Raw genomic sequence first — 17,136 nt, 5'->3', positions numbered from 1 at the left:
TCAGTAGATGTATTCGGGCGCTACGCGTTTCGGGACAGCAGATCGCCCAGGCGGGTTTCGGCTATCCGCACCGCGAGCTGTTCCAGCAGCGGCCCGGCATGGCTGATGCACCGCTGCGGATCGGGCTCGATATCGGTGAGTGCGTAGGCGTCCTCGAATCCGAAGCGGCGCAGCATATCCCGGGTCAACAACCGCTGACCCGCGACGGCCAGCACCGGAACCCCGGCCGCGGCGGCGGCCCGGGCCACGCCGATCGGGGCCTTACCGTGCAGGGTCTGCTCATCCAGGCAGCCCTCACCGGTGATCACCAGTCGCGCCCCCTGCACCCGTTCCGCGAAATCCAGGTGCCGCAGGATCAATTCGATGCCGGGCTCACTGCGCGCGCCCAGGAAGGCGATGGCGGCGAATCCGACGCCGCCCGCCGCACCCGCGCCCGGCCGATCGGCCAGGTCGACGCCGAGATCGCGCCGCGCGATCTCGGCGAACCGAGCCAGTCCTCGTTCGAGCGCCGCGACATCCGCTGCGCCGGCGCCCTTTTGGGGCCCGTACACATGGGCCGCACCGCGCTCGCCCAACAGTGGGTTGTCCACGTCGGAGGCGACCGTCACCGGGACGCGCAGCATATCGCCGATATCGATGCGTTCCAGGTGCGCCAGCGCCGCGCCGCCCGGCGGCAGCTCGACCCCGTCGGCGTCCAGCAAGCGCGCGCCGAGCGCGCTCAGCATGCCCGAACCGCCGTCGGTGCAGGCACTTCCGCCCAGCCCCAGGACGATTCGCCGTGCGCCGCGGGTGACCGCGGTGCGTATCAGTTCTCCGGTTCCCGCACTGGTGGCGGTGCGCGCGGTGGCCGGGGTGGGCCGGTCGGGCAGTCGCCGCAGCCCGGAGGCTTCGGCGAGTTCGATGACGGCCGTCTCGCCCCTCATGGCGAACGAGGCGGCCACTCGATTCCCGACCGGCCCGGTGACGGCGGTCTGCAGGCCCGCGAAGCCCGAGGCCACCATCGCGTCCACGGTTCCGTCCCCGCCGTCGGCAACGGGGACCGCGACCACGGGCAGTTCCGGGCGAATGCGCCGCAGTCCGGCCGTAATGTGCGCGGCCACCTCCGCGGCGGTCAGCGAGCCCTTGAACTTGTCCGGGGCGACGATCACCTGCCCGTCCCGCCAGCCCCGCCCCGAACCACCGCGCGCGTGAATCACGAAGGGCTCCCGGCCGCTTCGTACTCGGGCTGTGCCGCGATGGCGGTCGGCGCGTCCTCGAACGAATCCGCGAGCTCCTCGAACTCGTTGATACTGTCGATTTCGAGACCCATCGACACATTGGTGACGCGTTCGAGAATGACCTCGACCAGCACCGGCACCCGGTGTTCGGCCATCAAGCGTTTGGCCTCGGCCATGGCGGAGCCGATCCGGTCGGGTTCGGTGACGCGAATCGCCTTGCAGCCCAGTCCTTCCGCGACCTTGAGGTGGTCGACGCCGTAGCCGTTGACCTCCGGGCTGTTGATGTTCTCGAACGACAGCTGGACGTAGTAGTCCATATCGAAGGCGCGCTGGGCCTGGCGGATCAGCCCCAGGTACGAATTGTTCACCACCACATGCACATACGGGATGTTGAACTGTGCGCCGACGGCCAATTCCTCGATCAGGAACTGGAAGTCGTAATCACCCGAGAGCGCCACGACGGTCTCGTCCGGCAGGGCGGTGGCCACGCCGATGGCGGCGGGCAGGGTCCACCCGAGCGGCCCGGCCTGGCCCGCGTTGATCCAGTGCCGCGGCTTGTACACGTGCAGCATTTGCGCCGCCTGGATCTGCGACAGTCCGATGGTGGTGACATAGCGGACGTCGGGTCCGAATGCCGCGTTCATCTCCTCGTACACCCGCTGCGGTTTGATCGGCACGGTGTCGAAATGCGTCTTGCGCAGCAGGGTTCGCTTGCGCTCCCGGCAGGTCGCGGCCCAGTCGCCGCGCTCGCGCAGCTGACCGGTGAGCTTCAGCTCATGAGCCACATCCAGGAACTCGGCCAGCGCCGCGCCCGCATCGGAGACGATGCCGTAGTCGGGTGCGAACACGCGGCCGATCTGGGTGGGCTCGATATCGACGTGCACGAAAGTACGGTCCCGCGTATAGGTTTCGATCCCACCGGTATGCCGATTGGCCCACCGGTTACCGATACCGAGAACGAAATCCGCCTCCAGCATGGTGGCATTGCCGTACCGGTGCGAGGTCTGCAAGCCGACCATGCCCGCGTGCAGCGGATGATCATCGGCAATGGTGCCCCAGCCCATCAGGGTCGGCACCACGGGAATGCCGGTCAGCTCGGCGAATTCGACCAGCAGATCCGCGGCGTCGGCATTCACGATGCCACCGCCCGCCACGATCAACGGCCGTTCGGCGGCATTGAGCATGGCGATGGCCTTCTCGGCCTGCGCGCGGGTGGCGGCGGGCCGCTGCACTTCCAGGGGCGTATAGGTCTCGATATCGAATTCGATCTCGGCCAGCTGCACGTCGATCGGCAGATCGATCAGCACCGGCCCCGGACGCCCGGAACGCATGAGCTGGAACGCCTTCTGGAACGAACCGGGCACCTGCGCGGGCTCCAGCACGGTCACGGCCCACTTGCTCACCGGTGCGGCGATCGAGGCGATATCGACCGCCTGGAAATCCTCCTTGTGCAGCTTGGACACCGGGGCCTGCCCGGTAATGCACAGAATCGGAATGGAATCCGCACTCGCCGAATACAACCCGGTGATCATATCGGTCCCGGCGGGGCCGGAGGTGCCGATGCAGATGCCGATATTGCCGGGTGCGGCGCGAGTGAAGCCCTCGGCCATATGCGAGGCTGCCTCCACGTGCCGGGCGAGAATATGCTTGATCCCGCCGTGCGCCCGCATGGCACTGTAGAACGGATTGATGGCCGCGCCGGGCAGGCCGAAAGCCTGTGTCGCGCCTTCTTTTTCGAGAATGAGTACCGCGGCGTCCACGGCCCGCATACGAGTCATATCAGATCCCCTTTCGGATCAGGGTCAGTGGCCGACCGGTCGATACGACGGACATCGGCGCATTGCGCGGCTGCACGGTGCACTCGTGCACCACCCAGCCCGCGGGTACGCCGATGGCGCAGATGCCGTGTCCACCCGCCATACGTGGTCCGTGCCCGGTGCGCAGGGTTCGCGCCGTCACGCCTGGCCCTTGCCCGAGAGCGCCTCGGCGACCAGCAGCAGCGCGGAGTGGTCCAGGGAACCGTGGCCCATGGCGCGGGCGGCGGCGATGAGTTGCGCGGTGAGCGCGCCCATGGGAATGGCGACCTCGGCTTGGCGCGCGGCGGCCAGAATGATGCCCATATCCTTGTGATGCAGGTCGATGCGGAAGCCGGGCTGGAAACTGCGCTCCAGCATGGTCTTTCGCTTCAGCTCCAGGATCTTGCTGCCCGCGAGACCGCCGGCGAGCACATCCAGTCCCGCCTCGGCGTTCGCGCCCAGGTTCTCCATGAGCAGGATGGCCTCGGCGATCAGAGCGTAGGTGCCGCCGACCACGAGCTGGTTGGCGGCCTTGACGACCTGACCGGCGCCGTTCGGCCCCACCAGGGCGATGGTCTTGCCGACGGCCTCGAAAACCGCTCGGGCGGACTCGAAGTCATCGCGCGAGCCGCCGACCATGATGGACAGCGCGGCGTTCTTCGCGCCGGGCTCGCCGCCGCTGACGGGGGCGTCCAGGACGCGCAGCCCCTTCTTCGCGCCCTCGGTGGCGGTCCACTCGGCGGTGCGCGGGGTGATGGTGGAGAAGTCGATGTAGAGCGTGCCGGTGGCGGCGTGCTCGAGCACCTCGGCGAAGACCGACTCCACATGCTCGTCCTGCGGCAGCATGGTGATGACAATGTCCTTGTCGCGCACCGTCTCCGCGGCATTCGCGCCCGCCCTGCCACCGGCCGCGGTGAAGCGGTCGACCGCCGCGGAGCTGTGGTCGTACCCGGTGACCTCGTGCCCGGCCGCGACCAGGTGTGCGGCCATCGGGCCGCCCATGATGCCGAGTCCAACGAATCCGATGGTGCGCCCGCCCGTCGCCCGACCGCCGCCCGTCACGGAATCGCTGCGCGATGCTTCACTCATTTGATCCACTCCCAATCCAGTTCGGGGTCTTTGTATTCCAGGCCGATCCAGCCGTCGTATCCGGCGGCGTCGAGCTTCCCGAAGAGCTCCTCGAAGTCCAGCGCACCGGTGCCGGGACGGCCGCGGCCGGGTGTGTCGGCAATCTGCACGTGGCCGAAGTAGCCGCCGTAGCCGTCGATCACCCCGGCGAGGTTCTCGCCCATGCGGGCCAGGTGGTAGAGGTCGCAGAGGAACCGCAGATTCGGCTCCCCGACCTGCTCGATAATGCGGACGGCATGGGCGGCGGAGACGATCGGATAGTCCTGCGACTCATAGGCATTGAGCGCTTCGAGCAGTACGGTCGCACCGATGCGCCGCGCCGCGGTGGCGGCCAGTCGCAGGTTCTCCAGGGCGAGTTCGTCCTGCTTCTCCGCGTCCTCCGCGGCAATCCGGTTGCCGTACAGCGCGTTCAGCGCCCGGCATCCGGTGCGCTCGGCAATCCCGACCGCGACCTCGATATTGTCCCGGAATCGGGTCTCCTGTCCCGGAATCGACACCAGGCCACGCCCGGCGGGAATCAGGTCGATGAAGTTCAGCCCGACCAGTTGCACGCCCGCGTCCTCGATCGAGGAGACGAAGGCATCGATATCCGCGTCGGCGGGTGTCGGATCCTCGCCGAACGGCCACCAGAATTCCACCGCGTCGAATCCGGCGGCCTTGGCGGCGGCGGGCCGTTCCAGCAGCGGAAGGTCGGTGAAGAGAATCGAGCAATTGACGTCGAATTTCCGGAGCGCGCCCCCGGAGGTGTATTTCATCGAATTCCTTCGCGATAGGTCGTCCAGCTGCCGAATTCGGTGATGTCGATCAGCTGCGGATAGGAGACGGGTGGGCGGCGCAGCACCATGGAGAGCACCGAACGCTTGTCATCGAGTTCGATCACGCCGAGTTCGAGCTCCGGCGGTTCGGCCGGCAGCAGGCTGGTGCGCAGCACATCCATAGACACATCAAATAATTCACCGCTGACATGCGCACCGCCGTCGGAGACCGGATGCAGTCCCGGGAAGCGATCGCCGACCGAATAGAACCGGTACTGCGGTGCGGTGGTCACCTCGCCGGCGAACGGTGCGCCCGCGAGCAGGTGATTCAGCGGACCGCCGCGCATGGCGCCGCCGTTCAGGAAAATGAGGGGCATAATATGGTCCTTCCTCCCCCGTTGGTCGAAATTATGTCGGCCGTCACAGCGGATTCGTAAGCCGTGATGAGCACAATGGTCGGAATCGTTCGGGGCGGGATTTCGTAGGTTCATCCAGCCCGTGTCGATCAGTCGCGGATGTCGTCGTCGATGCGCTCGCCGAAACCGTCGCGTTCGTCCTGCGCGGCGGTGAAGACCGAGGCGCCGGAGCGATTGCCGATGGTCAATTCGTTGAAGAGCAGATTGAGCAGGATCGCCACGATGGCGGTCGCGCTGATACCCGAATGCATGATCACCGCGAACGATTCCGGGAACGCGTCCCAGAATGTCGGCGCCGCAATGGGAATGAGTCCGGCGGCAATCGCCACGGCCACAATGAGCATATTCAGGTTGTCATGGAATTGCACCCTGGCGAGGGTCCGAATCCCGCTTGCCGCAACGGATCCGAACAGTACGACGGCCGCGCCGCCGAGTACCGGTGACGGTATCCCGGCCACGACCGCGCCGATCACCGGAACCAGGCCCAGTACCAGTAGGACCAGTCCACCCGTGGCCACGACGAATCGACTCTTGATCCCGGTCAGCGCGACCAGCCCGACATTCTGCGCGAAGGCGCTGCACGGGAAGGCCCCGAATACGGGCGCTATCGCGGTGGACGCCATATCGGCGCGCAGACCGTCCGCCACCCGACCCGAATCCACTTCGGTGCCGACGATCTCACCGATGGCGAGAATATCGGCGGTGGTCTCGGTCATGATCACCAGGATCACGATGGTCATCGAGATGATGGCCCCGACCTCGAAAGTGGGTGCGCCCGAGGGAAAGAACTCGGGCAGGGCGATCAGCTCGGCCCGCCCGACCTCGGAGAAATCGGTCCGGCCCGCAATGGCGGCGATCACGGTGCCGGCCACCAGGCCGATCAGAATCGACAATCGCGATATCGCGCCCTGGAACACCCTGCTGATCACCAGGATGATCAGCAGGGTCAGACCCGCGAATCCGATATTGCCCATCGACCCGTAATCCGATTTGTGCGCGTCATTGCCCATCGCCCACTTGAGCGCGACGGGCATGAGCGAGAGCCCGATGACCGTGATGATGGTGCCGGTGACCACGGCGGGGAACAATCGCACCAGCTTGGCGAAGAAGCTGGAGAGCACCAGCCCGATGAGCCCGGCGACAATGATCGCGCCGTACACCGCCCGCAGGCCGTCGGCATTGGCGATGGTCACCATGGTCGAGACGCTGGCGAACGAAATGCCTTGCACGATGGGCAATCTGCTGCCCACCCGGCCCAGGCCGAGCGTCTGGAGCAGGGTCGCCGCACCGGAGACGAACAGTCCCGCGGTCACCAGTAGCGCGATGTCACCGCCCGAGAGTCCGGCCGCGCCGCCCACGATGAGCGGTGGCGCGATGACCCCGCCGTACATGGTGAGAATGTGCTGGGTCCCGTACGCCACCAGCTTGGGCAGCGGATACCGCTCATCCTCGGGCCCCGGATGTCGTTGTCGTCCTTGCAGTTTCATGGACTCGCCCGCCTCTCCTCAACAGAATCCCGGTACGCCGAGCCAGGCATTGCCCGCGGGAACGGCGTCATCGCGATGCAGGCTCGCCTCGATCAGGCCGTAGGGCCGATCGGCGGCGATGAACACCTCACCGTTGTTCTCCACGTGGAACGGGCTCAGGTCGACCAGGAAGTGATGCTTGTTGGGCGCGGAGAATTTGATCTCGGCGACTTCCCGATGCTGTTCCAGCACAGCGCGTCCCATGCTGTAGAGGGTCTGCTGCAGGGCCATCGAATGCACCACCGCGAACTGCCGCAGCAGGGTCGCGCGGATGGAGGCGAACGACCTGTCCCAGTCCACATCGGTGCGGTCATACCGCCAGCGCGCCACCAGCGAGGTCGCCATGACGCGATCCTTGGTGGGTTGCAGCGTCGTGTACTTGTCCTCGAAGAAGCCGTGGAACTCCGAGCCGGTGGATTTGAGCAGCACCAGATCCCGGATACCGGTCACCACATGGGTGCGGCGGTCTTCGCCGTGGCCGTCCATATTGATCACGACGGTGCGCACTCCCCCGCCCGCCTGCACGAACGAGAAGTCATGTCCCGCACCGTCGACCGGAATCCGGTCCCAGGCGTACTCCTCGATCTCGATGCGCGCACCGTCCGCGCCCGGGCAGCGGGAGATGAAGTGATCGGCGAGGATGAGCCCGAAATCCTCGATGGCGTCGATGCCCTTCTCCTTGGCGAAGGAGAAGGCGGTGTTCTTCTGCGTATCGGTGGGCAGGACGTCACCCTGATCGCCGGTGATGTGCGCATCCTCGAAGCGCCCGCGCAACGCCGAGGAGACGTTGAGGTCCCGGATGGTGTGCCGGGCGCTGTCGCGGTAGACGCGCACCACGCGACTCTCGGCCTTGCCGTACTGATTCTGTCCCAGCTGGATGGCCATAGGTACTCAACTTCCTCGATAGGCGGTACACGCGAAGGGGCTCAGCAGCAGCGGCACGTGATAGTGCGCGCGGCCGCCGGTGGGGCTGAAGCTGATGTCGACGGCGGTCAGGAAGTAGTCCTGCCCGGTGGCCGAGGCGTAGGCGGCGACATCGAAAACGAGTCGGTGGCACGCGGATTCGAGATGATCCGGGCCGAGCTCGGTAATGCGGCCGTCGGTGTCGGTGACCCCGGTGGCGAGCAGTGCCGGGGAGGCGGCGTCGAGTCGTTCGAGCCGGACGCGAACTCCGGCGGCGGGACGACCCAGGGCGGTGTCGAGCACGTGCGTGGTGACGGCGCTCATGCGGCCCGGCCCGATTCCACGATCACGCGTTGCAGGCGCAGGCGGGCGATCTTACGCAGTTCGGTGGCGACCACCGTCGCCTCGGTGGCCGGGTCATTGCCCAGGCGCAGCATGACCGCGGTCAGAATGTCCGAGGTGGACAGCCCGGTGGCGCAGATCAGGAAGACACGGCCGAATCGCTTCTCGTACAGGCGATTCGCCGAATGCAGCGCCGCGGCGGTCTCCGCGTCGGCGGCCACCCCGGACTGCTCCTGACGGGACCAGGCGGCCGTGCGATCCGCGCCCTCGGGACGCTCGCCGATGCGCGGGTGCGCCGCCAGGGCGCGCTCGACATCCTCGGGTCCGAGGGCGGCGGCCAGGCGATCGGCGGCATCGAGCAGGGCGGCCAGATCCGGATAGGGCCGGGCCCGCAGCAACGCGTCGGCCCAGGCGGGTACATCGCAGCATTCGAGCAGGGCGGGCCGCAGCCGTTCGCGCTCCCACTCGTTGAACTCTTCGACCGTGACCATAAACAGCACTTTCTCGCATTACGGAAGTCATATTCCGTCCTACGAAATAGTGGCACGGGTCACGCCATGTCGTCAACAGATTGTTGAAATTGGTTGAAACGTAGTACACACCCGTCATCCGCGACCTGCGCGGAAACGACGAAACCCGCTGCATTGCAGCGGGTTTCAAAGGTTCCTACCGTGACTCCGGCCGGTCAGGAGCGGGTTCGGTTGAGGTAGTTGTAGACCGTGAAACGGGTGACGCCCAGCGCCTCGGCGACCGTCTCGGCGGATTTGCGGTAGCTGAACGCCCCGCGCTCCTCGAGCAGGCGCACCGCGCGCTGTTTCTCGGCGCGCGGCAGCTCCGTCAGCGGCGCACCGAACTCCGCCGCCACCTCGCTCAGCAGTCCCCGAATCCCGTCCGCCGGTTCGGCATCGGCGGGCGTGAGGCGCACACAGGCCAGCGTTTCGCCCTCCCAGACCAGCGGGACATCATCGGGCAAACCCGCCGCGGCCGGAATCAGCCTGCCGCCCACCCGCTCCAGCAGCGGGGCCAGCGTCACCAGCACCGGGTGCGTGACATCCGGTGCGGCGCGCTCACTCATCGTCCCGCTCCACCTGCAATGTCACCCGGGACGCGCCATTGGCGAAAGCCACCCCGAGCATCTCCTGGAGCGCGGGCAGCAGTACCGCGCCGGGTCCCGCCACCGAACTGCCCAGCGGACCGAATTCGCATGTCAACCCGAGCTTTTCGAGGGCGGCGAAGGTTTCGGTGGCATGCGGCGGGGGATCGCCCTCGCCGTCGAAGGGTTCGGTGGTGAATTCCGCGCGCAGCCGCATGGCGAACAGGCTACTGACGAACCTCACCCGGCGGTGAATTGCAGTGCGTTCGGCACCTCGACCTCGGGCACCGGCACGGTGTCACGGTGGATGGGCGCACCGCTGGCCCCGAGCGGGACGCCGGAGCCGCCGCGGCGCACGGCCACGATCTCGGCGGCGATGGAGACGGCGGTCTCCTCCGGCGTGCGGCCGCCCAGATCCAGTCCGATCGGCGAACGCAGCCGGGCCAGTTCGGTCTCGGGCATGCCGATGGCCCGCAGGCGCTCGAGCCGGTCGTCGTGGGTGCGCCGCGATCCCATCGCGCCCACGAAGGCCACCGGCAGGCGTAGGGCCACTTCCAGCAGTGGCACATCGAATTTGGCGTCGTGGGTGAGCACGCACAGCACGGTGCGGGCATCGACGTGGGTACCGGCCAGGTAGCGGTCCGGCCAATCCACCACCACCTCATCGGCTTCGGGAAAGCGCGCGGGGGTGGCGAAAATGGGCCGGGCATCGCAGACGGTGACGTGATAGCCGAGGAATTTGCCGATGCGCGCGACCGCGGCGGCGAAATCGATTGCGCCGAAGATGATCATGCGCGGGGCCGGTACCTCGGACTCCACGAAGACGGTGGTTTCGGCGTCATCGCACCCCAGGGTGCGGACACCGGTCGCGCCGGTGTCGATCATGGCGCGCCCCTCGGCGAGCACGGTCTCGTCGAAACCCGCGCCGACGGTCCACCACGAGCCCAGAGCCATGGCGGCCCCGGAATTCAGGTCACGGACCAGTGCGACCGGCTCTTCGGAGCTCAGAAACGCTTGGAAGGCAGCGCGATTGGCCGCGGTGACCGGTTGTACGAAGACTTCGATCGTGCCGCCGCAGGTCAATCCGACCGCGAAGGCGTCAGAATCGCTGTAGCCGAAGGTTTCCCGCTGAATTTCCCCGGTGCGCAACGACTCGCGGCACAGCTCGTAGACCGCGCCCTCCACGCAACCGCCGGAGATGCTGCCGACGACCACGCCGCCGGAGTTCACCGCCAGCGCCGCGCCCACCGGCCGGGGCGCACTGCCGCCGATTCCGATGATCGAGGCTACGGCGTAATCCTGTTGCGCCGCATGCCATTCCAAGAGTTGTGCCGCGATGTCGCGCATATCAGCCTCCCAGGACCGATTCGAGGGCGTTGATTCCGAAGTAGGCGGCGAACACCACGCTGACCACGCCTACCAGCCAATGGATCTCACGGAATTTGCCGCGGGCGAGCTTGATCACCGCGTAGCAGATCAGGCCCGCGCCGACGCCATTGGTGATGGAGTAGGTGAAGGGCATGAGCGCGATGGTCACGAAGGCCGGGACCGCGATCTCCAGATCGTTCCAGTCGATCTTGCGGGCCTGGGTCATCATGAGCGCGCCGACCAGCACCAGGGCCGGCGCCGCGGCCTGGATCGGCACCACCGCGGCCAGCGGGGTGAAGAAGACCGCCGCACAGAACAATCCGCCGGTGACCACGCTGGTGAGTCCGGTACGTGCGCCCTCACCGACGCCCGTCGCGGATTCCACATAGACCGTACTGCCCGCCCCACCGCTGACGCCGCCGATGATCTGGGCGACACCGTCGACGGTGAGGATCTTGCCGATACCGGGCACGGTGCCCTTCTCATCCAGCAGCTCGGCTTCGTCACAGACGCCGAAAACCGTTCCCATGGCATCGAAGAAGCCGGTCAGCACCAGCGTGAACAGCACCACGCTCGCCACCAGGCCACCGGCGCGGGCGAAGCCGCCGACCAGATCGATATTGAACATGAGGCCGAAATCCGGTGTGGCGAACAGGGAGTCGGGCCGCTGGGGAACGACGGTCCCCCACGCCTTGGGATCGATATCCGCGATGGCGTTGATCACAATCGCGAGCAGCGTCGACAGGGCGATGCTGATCAGGATCGCACCGGGCACCTTGCGGATGTACAGCGCGAGCATGAGCAGTAGGCCGAAGGCGAAAACGACCACGGGCCAACCCTGTAGGTGTCCGTCCACGCCGAGCGTGACCGGCGGCCCACCGGCCGAACCGTGCCCGACGACCCCGGAGGAGACCAGGCCGATCATGGCGATGAACATGCCGATGCCGACGCCGATGGCGTTCTTGAGCGCCACCGGAATGGCATTGATGATCATGGTGCGCAGGCCGGTGGCGGCCATGATCACAATGATCACGCCCATCAGGACGACCAGGCCCATGGTCTGGGGCCAGGTCATATGCGGGGCCGCCTGGAAGGCGACCACCGGGACCACCCCGAGGCCCGCTGCGAGAGCGAGTGGTACGTTGCCGACCAGGCCCATGAGGACTGTGGAGAGTCCGGCCGAGAACGCGGTGGCCGTGGTGAGCTGAGCGATGCTGAGATGGTTGCCGTCGATATCGGTGACCCCGCCGAGGATGAGCGGGACAAGCAGGATAACGTAGGCCATGGCGACGAATGTGGTGATTCCGCCACGGATTTCGCGCGAGATGGTCGTGCGGCGTTCACTCAACTTGAAGAACCGGTCGAGTGCCGAACCCCCGGCGAGTGTGGTGGTGGGGGTCGGGTCTTGGATTTGGGTCATGGCATGCCCTCCTAAGGGCGTAGCCGACCTACGGTCCGGGATTCATGCGCTCCCGGACCGCGGATTCGGTTGCTGCTGTTGTGGAGTCCCTACCGGCGTGCGCCGGTCTGCCCCTGTTGATCAACTGCTCCGGATTATGTCTTCCGGTCGCACCGGCACACGGGTCAGGTTCCCGGTGCCGCCCTGCTTGCGGCAGGCGTCGCGAATGGCTGCGGCAATCGCCGGTGTCGAGGAGAGGGTGGGCGGTTCGCCCGCCCCGCGGAGCCCGTACGGTGCGTGCGGGTCCGGATTCTCCAGGATCTCCAGCCGCTGCGGGGGTGTGTCGAGAATGGTGGGAATCAGGTAGTCCGTGAAGGACGGGTTCCGCACCTTGCCATTGCTTACCTGGATTTCCTCCATCACTGCCAGACCCAGCCCTTGAATCGATCCGCCGTGGATCTGGCCCTCGAGGGACAGGCGGTTCATGATCTTGCCTACGTCCTGGACCGCGTCCAGGGCAACGACTTTCACCAATCCGAGGTCGGTGTCGACATCGACCACGGCCCGGTGCACGCACACCGCGAGCTGGGTGTGGCTGTTGCCCTGACCGGTCACCGGATCCATACCCGTGGTGGGCCTGTGGTGGTATTCGCGGGTCTCCTCGACGACCTCGTCACCGAGGACGTCGGCGATGGCCGAGAGCACCTCGCCGGTTCCGGAGACGATCTTGCCGCCGATGAGTTGCAGAGCGCTGTGCGCGCCGTGCTTGGCCCGCGCCAGGGCGAGTACGCGTTCGCGCACCGCCTCACATGCGGTCTTCACCGCACCGCCGGTCATATACGTCTGGCGCGAGGCCGACGAGGAGCCGGAGTCGCCGACCCCGTTGTCCGCCGGGTGGATCACCACCCGTTCGATACCGAGTTCGGTGCGGGCGATCTGCGCCTCGACGGTGACCAGACCCTGGCCGACCTCCGCGGCGGCGGTGTGCACCAGCGCCACCGGCTCGCCGCCGATGACCTCCAGACGCACCCGGGCGGTGGACAGATCGTCGAAGCCCTCGGAGAAGCAGATGTTCTTGATGCCGACGCCGTAGCCGACGCCGCGCACCACGCCCTCACCGTGGGTGGTCTGCGACGCACCGCCGGGGAGATTGCGAATATCGCTGGCGTCCATGACATCCGGGAGCGGCATCGCGCTCAGCGTACCGAGCATCTCGGCCAGCGGGGTCGGCGCGTGCACCACCTGACCGGTGGCGAGCTTGGAGCCCTGGGAGACCACATTGAGCTGGCGCACCCGCACCGGATCCATATCCAGGGCCTCGGCGAGCTTGTCCATCATCGACTCGTGCGCGAAACACGCCTGCACCGCACCGAATCCGCGCATCGCGCCGCACGGCGGGTTGTTGGTGTACACCCCGTACGCGTCGATCTCGATGTGCGGGATTTCGTAGGGACCTACAGCCAGTGAGGAGGCGTTACCGGTGACGTTCAGCGTCGCCGAGGTGTAGGCACCACCGTCCAGGACAATGAGAACCTTTGCGTAGGTGAGCTTTCCGGTGGCGGTCGCGCCGTACTCGTAGAGCATCTTGGCCGGATGCCGGTGCACGTGACCGAAGAAGGATTCCTCGCGGTTGTACACCATCTTGATCGGCTTACCGGTGTGCATGGCGAGCATGCCGGCGTGGATCTGCATGGACAGGTCCTCGCGGCCGCCGAACGCGCCGCCGACACCGGCCATGGTCATGCGAATCTGGTCGTCCGCCAGGCCCAGGCACGGACCGATCTGCGAGAGATCGTTGTGCATCCACTGGGTCGCGACGTAGAAGTCGAGTCCGCCGTCCTCGGCCGGAATCACCATGCCGGACTCCGGGCCCAGGAACGCCTGGTCCTGGATGCCGACCTCGAACTCCTCGGTGACCACCACGGCGGCCATCTCGCGGCCCACCGAGATATCGCCCACGCGCACGGGCTGGTGCCGGGCGATACCGCCGCGTTCCTGCACCGCGAGCTTCTTGGGAGCCGACAGCACCGCCATCGGGTCCGTGATGGGTTCGAGGACCTCCCAATCGATCTCGATGGCCGCGACGGCGCGCCGGGCGATCTCGGGATGGTCGGCGGCGACCAGCGCGATGGGCTCGCCGTGATGGCGCACCTCGCCGATGGCCAGCACCGGCTGATCCCAGGTGTGATCGAGGCCGTACACCTTGCGGCCGGGCACATCCTCGTGGGTGAGCACGGCGTGCACACCGGTCATGGCCAGTGCCGGAGCGATATCGATGCTCCGGATGATCGCGCGCGGATGCGGGCTGCGCAGGGTCGCGCCCCACAGCATGCCGTCCATCCACAGATCCGAGGCATAGGCGAACTCGCCCTTGACCTTCAGGGTGCCGTCCGGGCGCAAGGGGCTCTCGCCGACGCCGCCGCGACCGGGCGCGGCCACCTCGCTCGGGAATCGGGTGGTGCGTGATGTCGTCATCGAATCTCCTGACGCAGCAGGCGCTTACGGGCGAGCACACCCGCGCGGCCGACCTGATCGTGTGGGAGGGTGCGCAGTTCGTCGTTCTGGACCACGGTGCGGCCGCCGACGAGCAGTCGGGACAGCGGCGGGGTGGGGCCGAAGACCAGGGCGCACACCGGATCCTCGACCGCGGCGCGGAAGCCGTCGACGCGCCACATGGCGATATCGGCGAGCTTGCCTGGTTCGAGACTGCCGATCTCGTTCTGGCGGCCCAGGTTTCGAGCGCCACCGAGGGTGCCCATTTCCAGGGCCTGGCGGGCGGTGAGGGCGGTCGGGCCGTGCACGGCGCGCTGGAACAGCATCGCCTGGCGCATTTCACCCGCCATGGAGGTCAATTCGCTCGATGCGGCACCGTCGACGCCCAGGCCGACCGGCGCACCGGCGGCGAGCAGTTCCGAGACGCGGGCGATACCCGCGCCGAGGCGGGCATTGGAGCTCGGGCAGTGCGCCGAACCGGTGCCGGTCTCGGCGAAGCGGCGGATATCGGCATCGTGCAGGTGCACGGCGTGCGCGAACCACACATCGTCACCGAGCCACCCGAGCTTCTCCATGTACTCCACCGGGGTGCAGCCGACCTGCTCGATGCAATGCTGCTCCTCGTCCAGGGTTTCGGCCAGATGGGTATGCAGGCGAACACCTTTGGCGCGGGCGAGCTCGGCGGCGTCGAGCATCAGGCCCTCGCTCACCGAGAACGGCGAGCAGGGCGCGACGGCCACGCGCAGCATGGAGTCGAACGAGGCGTCGTGGTACCGGTCGATGATCTCCTGGGTGTTGATCAGGATCTCATCGCGATTCTCGACGACCTCGTCCGGCGGCAGCCCGCCCTGGGACCGGCCGCGATCCATGGAGCCCCGGCACGGGTGGAACCGCAGGCCGATCTCGCGTGCGGCCATCACCTCGGCTTCGAACAGATCACCGCGGCCCTTGGGGAACACGTAGTGGTGATCACTCGAGGTGGTGCAGCCGGTCAGCGCCAGCCAGCCCAGACCCGCTGTGGCAGCGCCGTATACGACATCGGCGTCCATTCCCGCCCAGGTGCGGTACAGGCCGGTCAGCCATTCGAACAGCGTCGAATCCTGGAACATGCCCTGGGTGGCCCACTGGTAGAGGTGGTGGTGGGTGTTGACCAGGCCCGGGGTCACCAGGCATCCGGCGCCGGAGACGCGTTCGGCTCCCACCACCGTCGGAGCCGGTCCGGCTCCGAGGGCTTCGATACGACCGTTGTCGATGACGAGGTAGCCCGAGGGGATCTCATCGCCGACGACCGGTGCGATATAGGCATTCTCGATGACGATCTTGCCGGTATTGGGCAGGGAGAAGTTCACGGTGCTCACCGCGCGTCCGCCTTCCGCTGAGCCGCGAGGCGCACCGCGTCCAGAATCTTCTCGTAACCGGTGCAGCGGCACAGGTTTCCGGCGAGCGCCTCACGGATCTCCACATCGGAGGGGTCCGGATTGCGCTCGATCAGATCGTGCGCCTGCACGATGAGACCCGGGGTGCAGAACCCGCACTGCACCGCACCGGCCTCGACGAACGCCTGCTGCATGGGATCGAGTTTGTCGCCGGTGGCCAGGCCCTCCACGGTGCGCACCGAGCGCTCGTGCACCTGACCGGCGGCCACCAGACACGAACAGACCGGCGTGCCATCCAAATAGACTGTGCAGGAACCGCATTCGCCCTGCTCGCAGGCATTCTTGGAACCCGGCAGCCCGGCGCGCTCACGCAGCAGGTAGAGCAGGCTCTCGCCCTCCCACACATCGTCCACGGTCTCCGGGGTGCCATTGACGGTGAAGTTCACTCGCATCAGGCGGCCCTCCTCTCAGCTGTGTAGTCGTTCCAGGCCCAGCCGAGGCTGCGGCGTGCCATCACCGACAGCGCGTGCTTGCGGTAGTCGGCGGTGCCGCGCACATCGTCGATGGGTTTGGCGGCGGCGGCGACGAGCGTGCCGAATTCGCGCAGCAGGGCATCGCTCAGTGGGCCCGGGTTCTCCCAGGGCAGTTGTGCCGCAAGGAAATCCTGGGCCTCGTGTGCGCGCAGCGGGGTCGGACCGGCGGAGCCGATACCGGTGCCCACGGTGCGGGTGTCCGGGTGCAGGGCGATGCCGAACGAGCACACCGCGATGACCATGGCATTGCGGGTGCCGACCTTGGCGAAGTATTGCGGACCGGTGGCGGGCGCGAGCCAGATGGCCCGAATCAGCTCATCCGGCTCCATGGAGCTCTTCTTCACCCAGACGTAGAAATCGTCGATCGGGATCATTCGGGTGCCGCGCTCGGCGGACTCCACCTCGATGGTGGCATTGGCGGCCAGTAGCGCGGGATGCGCGTCACCGGCCGGTGAGCAGCCGCCGAGGTTGCCGCCCACGGTGCCGCGATTGCGAATCTGCGGGGAGCCGACGGTGCGCGAAGCCTGTGCCAGACCGGGCAATTGGTCGCCGAGACGGCGGATGATCCGCTCATACGGCACACCCGAGCCGATGCGCAGGCGCGCGTCGGCGGTCTCCTCGTACTCGAAGAGTTCGCGGCAGGGGTTCAGATCGAGCAGCGCCTCCGGGCGATGCCGGTCGAAGTTCAGCTCGACCATCACATCGGTGCCACCCTGGATGGGTTTGGCTTCGGGGCGCTGCGCCTTCAAGGCGAGTGCGTCGGCCCAGCTGGTAGGTCGTAGGAAATCCAT

18 protein-coding genes are annotated in these 17,136 nt (G+C 67.1%); all 18 read right to left on the bottom strand.

Annotated features, from left to right (window positions below):
• Positions 1 to 20: 20 nt before the first annotated feature.
• Complete coding sequence (locus tag NA10_RS06845) at positions 21 to 1,196, bottom strand: glycerate kinase (protein WP_245677069.1); 1,176 nt, start codon at positions 1,194 to 1,196, stop codon at positions 21 to 23.
• Entirely contained in the window at positions 1,193 to 2,995 is a 1,803-nt protein-coding gene (gcl, locus tag NA10_RS06840; RefSeq protein ID WP_067564730.1) for a glyoxylate carboligase, read from the bottom strand. The genes NA10_RS06845 and gcl overlap by 4 nt, the downstream gene beginning before the upstream one ends.
• A 1-nt stretch (position 2,996) precedes the next feature.
• Positions 2,997 to 3,176, bottom strand: coding sequence for a hypothetical protein (locus tag NA10_RS36470; protein WP_157556145.1), 180 nt, complete (start codon positions 3,174 to 3,176; stop codon positions 2,997 to 2,999).
• Positions 3,173 to 4,102 (bottom strand): NAD(P)-dependent oxidoreductase, encoded by a 930-nt coding sequence (locus tag NA10_RS06835; protein WP_084514374.1) that lies wholly within the window; start codon positions 4,100 to 4,102, stop codon positions 3,173 to 3,175. Before NA10_RS06835 ends, NA10_RS36470 begins: the two co-directional genes overlap by 4 nt.
• On the bottom strand, positions 4,099 to 4,896 hold the full coding sequence (locus tag NA10_RS06830; protein WP_067564728.1) for a hydroxypyruvate isomerase family protein: 798 nt from the start codon (positions 4,894 to 4,896) through the stop codon (positions 4,099 to 4,101). Before NA10_RS06830 ends, NA10_RS06835 begins: the two co-directional genes overlap by 4 nt.
• Positions 4,893 to 5,273, bottom strand: a complete 381-nt coding sequence (locus NA10_RS06825; RefSeq protein ID WP_067564726.1) for an allophanate hydrolase-related protein — start codon at positions 5,271 to 5,273, stop codon at positions 4,893 to 4,895. The genes NA10_RS06830 and NA10_RS06825 overlap by 4 nt, the downstream gene beginning before the upstream one ends.
• 128 nt (positions 5,274 to 5,401) lie before the next feature.
• The gene (locus tag NA10_RS06820) at positions 5,402 to 6,799 is read right to left on the bottom strand and encodes a nucleobase:cation symporter-2 family protein (protein WP_084514373.1); all 1,398 of its coding nucleotides are present in this window, start codon (positions 6,797 to 6,799) and stop codon (positions 5,402 to 5,404) included.
• 18 nt (positions 6,800 to 6,817) lie between these two features.
• Positions 6,818 to 7,723, bottom strand: coding sequence for a factor-independent urate hydroxylase (pucL, locus tag NA10_RS06815; RefSeq protein WP_067564724.1), 906 nt, complete (start codon positions 7,721 to 7,723; stop codon positions 6,818 to 6,820).
• Positions 7,724 to 7,729: 6 nt separating this feature from the next.
• On the bottom strand, positions 7,730 to 8,065 hold the full coding sequence (gene uraH / locus NA10_RS06810) for a hydroxyisourate hydrolase (RefSeq protein WP_067564722.1): 336 nt from the start codon (positions 8,063 to 8,065) through the stop codon (positions 7,730 to 7,732).
• On the bottom strand, positions 8,062 to 8,574 hold the full coding sequence (gene uraD, locus NA10_RS06805; RefSeq protein ID WP_067564914.1) for a 2-oxo-4-hydroxy-4-carboxy-5-ureidoimidazoline decarboxylase: 513 nt from the start codon (positions 8,572 to 8,574) through the stop codon (positions 8,062 to 8,064). Before uraD ends, uraH begins: the two co-directional genes overlap by 4 nt.
• A 194-nt stretch (positions 8,575 to 8,768) precedes the next feature.
• Positions 8,769 to 9,158: a helix-turn-helix domain-containing protein gene (locus tag NA10_RS06800; RefSeq protein ID WP_067564720.1), complete on the bottom strand. Its 390-nt coding sequence runs from the start codon at positions 9,156 to 9,158 to the stop codon at positions 8,769 to 8,771.
• Positions 9,151 to 9,393, bottom strand: a complete 243-nt coding sequence (locus tag NA10_RS06795; RefSeq protein ID WP_067564913.1) for a hypothetical protein — start codon at positions 9,391 to 9,393, stop codon at positions 9,151 to 9,153. Before NA10_RS06795 ends, NA10_RS06800 begins: the two co-directional genes overlap by 8 nt.
• A 23-nt stretch (positions 9,394 to 9,416) precedes the next feature.
• Entirely contained in the window at positions 9,417 to 10,523 is a 1,107-nt protein-coding gene (locus NA10_RS06790) for an XdhC family protein (protein ID WP_067564718.1), read from the bottom strand.
• A 1-nt stretch (position 10,524) separates the two neighbouring features.
• Positions 10,525 to 11,964 carry an NCS2 family permease gene (locus tag NA10_RS06785; RefSeq protein ID WP_067564716.1) on the bottom strand — a complete coding sequence of 480 codons (1,440 nt, stop codon included), beginning with the start codon at positions 11,962 to 11,964 and terminating at the stop codon, positions 10,525 to 10,527.
• 120 nt (positions 11,965 to 12,084) lie between these two features.
• Entirely contained in the window at positions 12,085 to 14,418 is a 2,334-nt protein-coding gene (locus NA10_RS06780) for a xanthine dehydrogenase family protein molybdopterin-binding subunit (RefSeq protein WP_174562478.1), read from the bottom strand.
• Positions 14,415 to 15,794: an 8-oxoguanine deaminase gene (locus NA10_RS06775; RefSeq protein ID WP_245677068.1), complete on the bottom strand. Its 1,380-nt coding sequence runs from the start codon at positions 15,792 to 15,794 to the stop codon at positions 14,415 to 14,417. Before NA10_RS06775 ends, NA10_RS06780 begins: the two co-directional genes overlap by 4 nt.
• The gene (locus tag NA10_RS06770) at positions 15,791 to 16,264 is read right to left on the bottom strand and encodes a (2Fe-2S)-binding protein (protein ID WP_067564714.1); all 474 of its coding nucleotides are present in this window, start codon (positions 16,262 to 16,264) and stop codon (positions 15,791 to 15,793) included. The genes NA10_RS06775 and NA10_RS06770 overlap by 4 nt, the downstream gene beginning before the upstream one ends.
• Entirely contained in the window at positions 16,264 to 17,136 is an 873-nt protein-coding gene (locus NA10_RS06765) for an FAD binding domain-containing protein (RefSeq protein WP_067564712.1), read from the bottom strand. The genes NA10_RS06770 and NA10_RS06765 overlap by 1 nt, the downstream gene beginning before the upstream one ends.

The organism is Nocardia acidivorans NBRC 108247 (assembly GCF_001625085.1).
Taxonomy (GTDB): Bacteria; Actinomycetota; Actinomycetes; order Mycobacteriales; family Mycobacteriaceae; genus Nocardia; species Nocardia acidivorans.
This window is presented reverse-complemented; position numbering and strand designations above follow the sequence as displayed.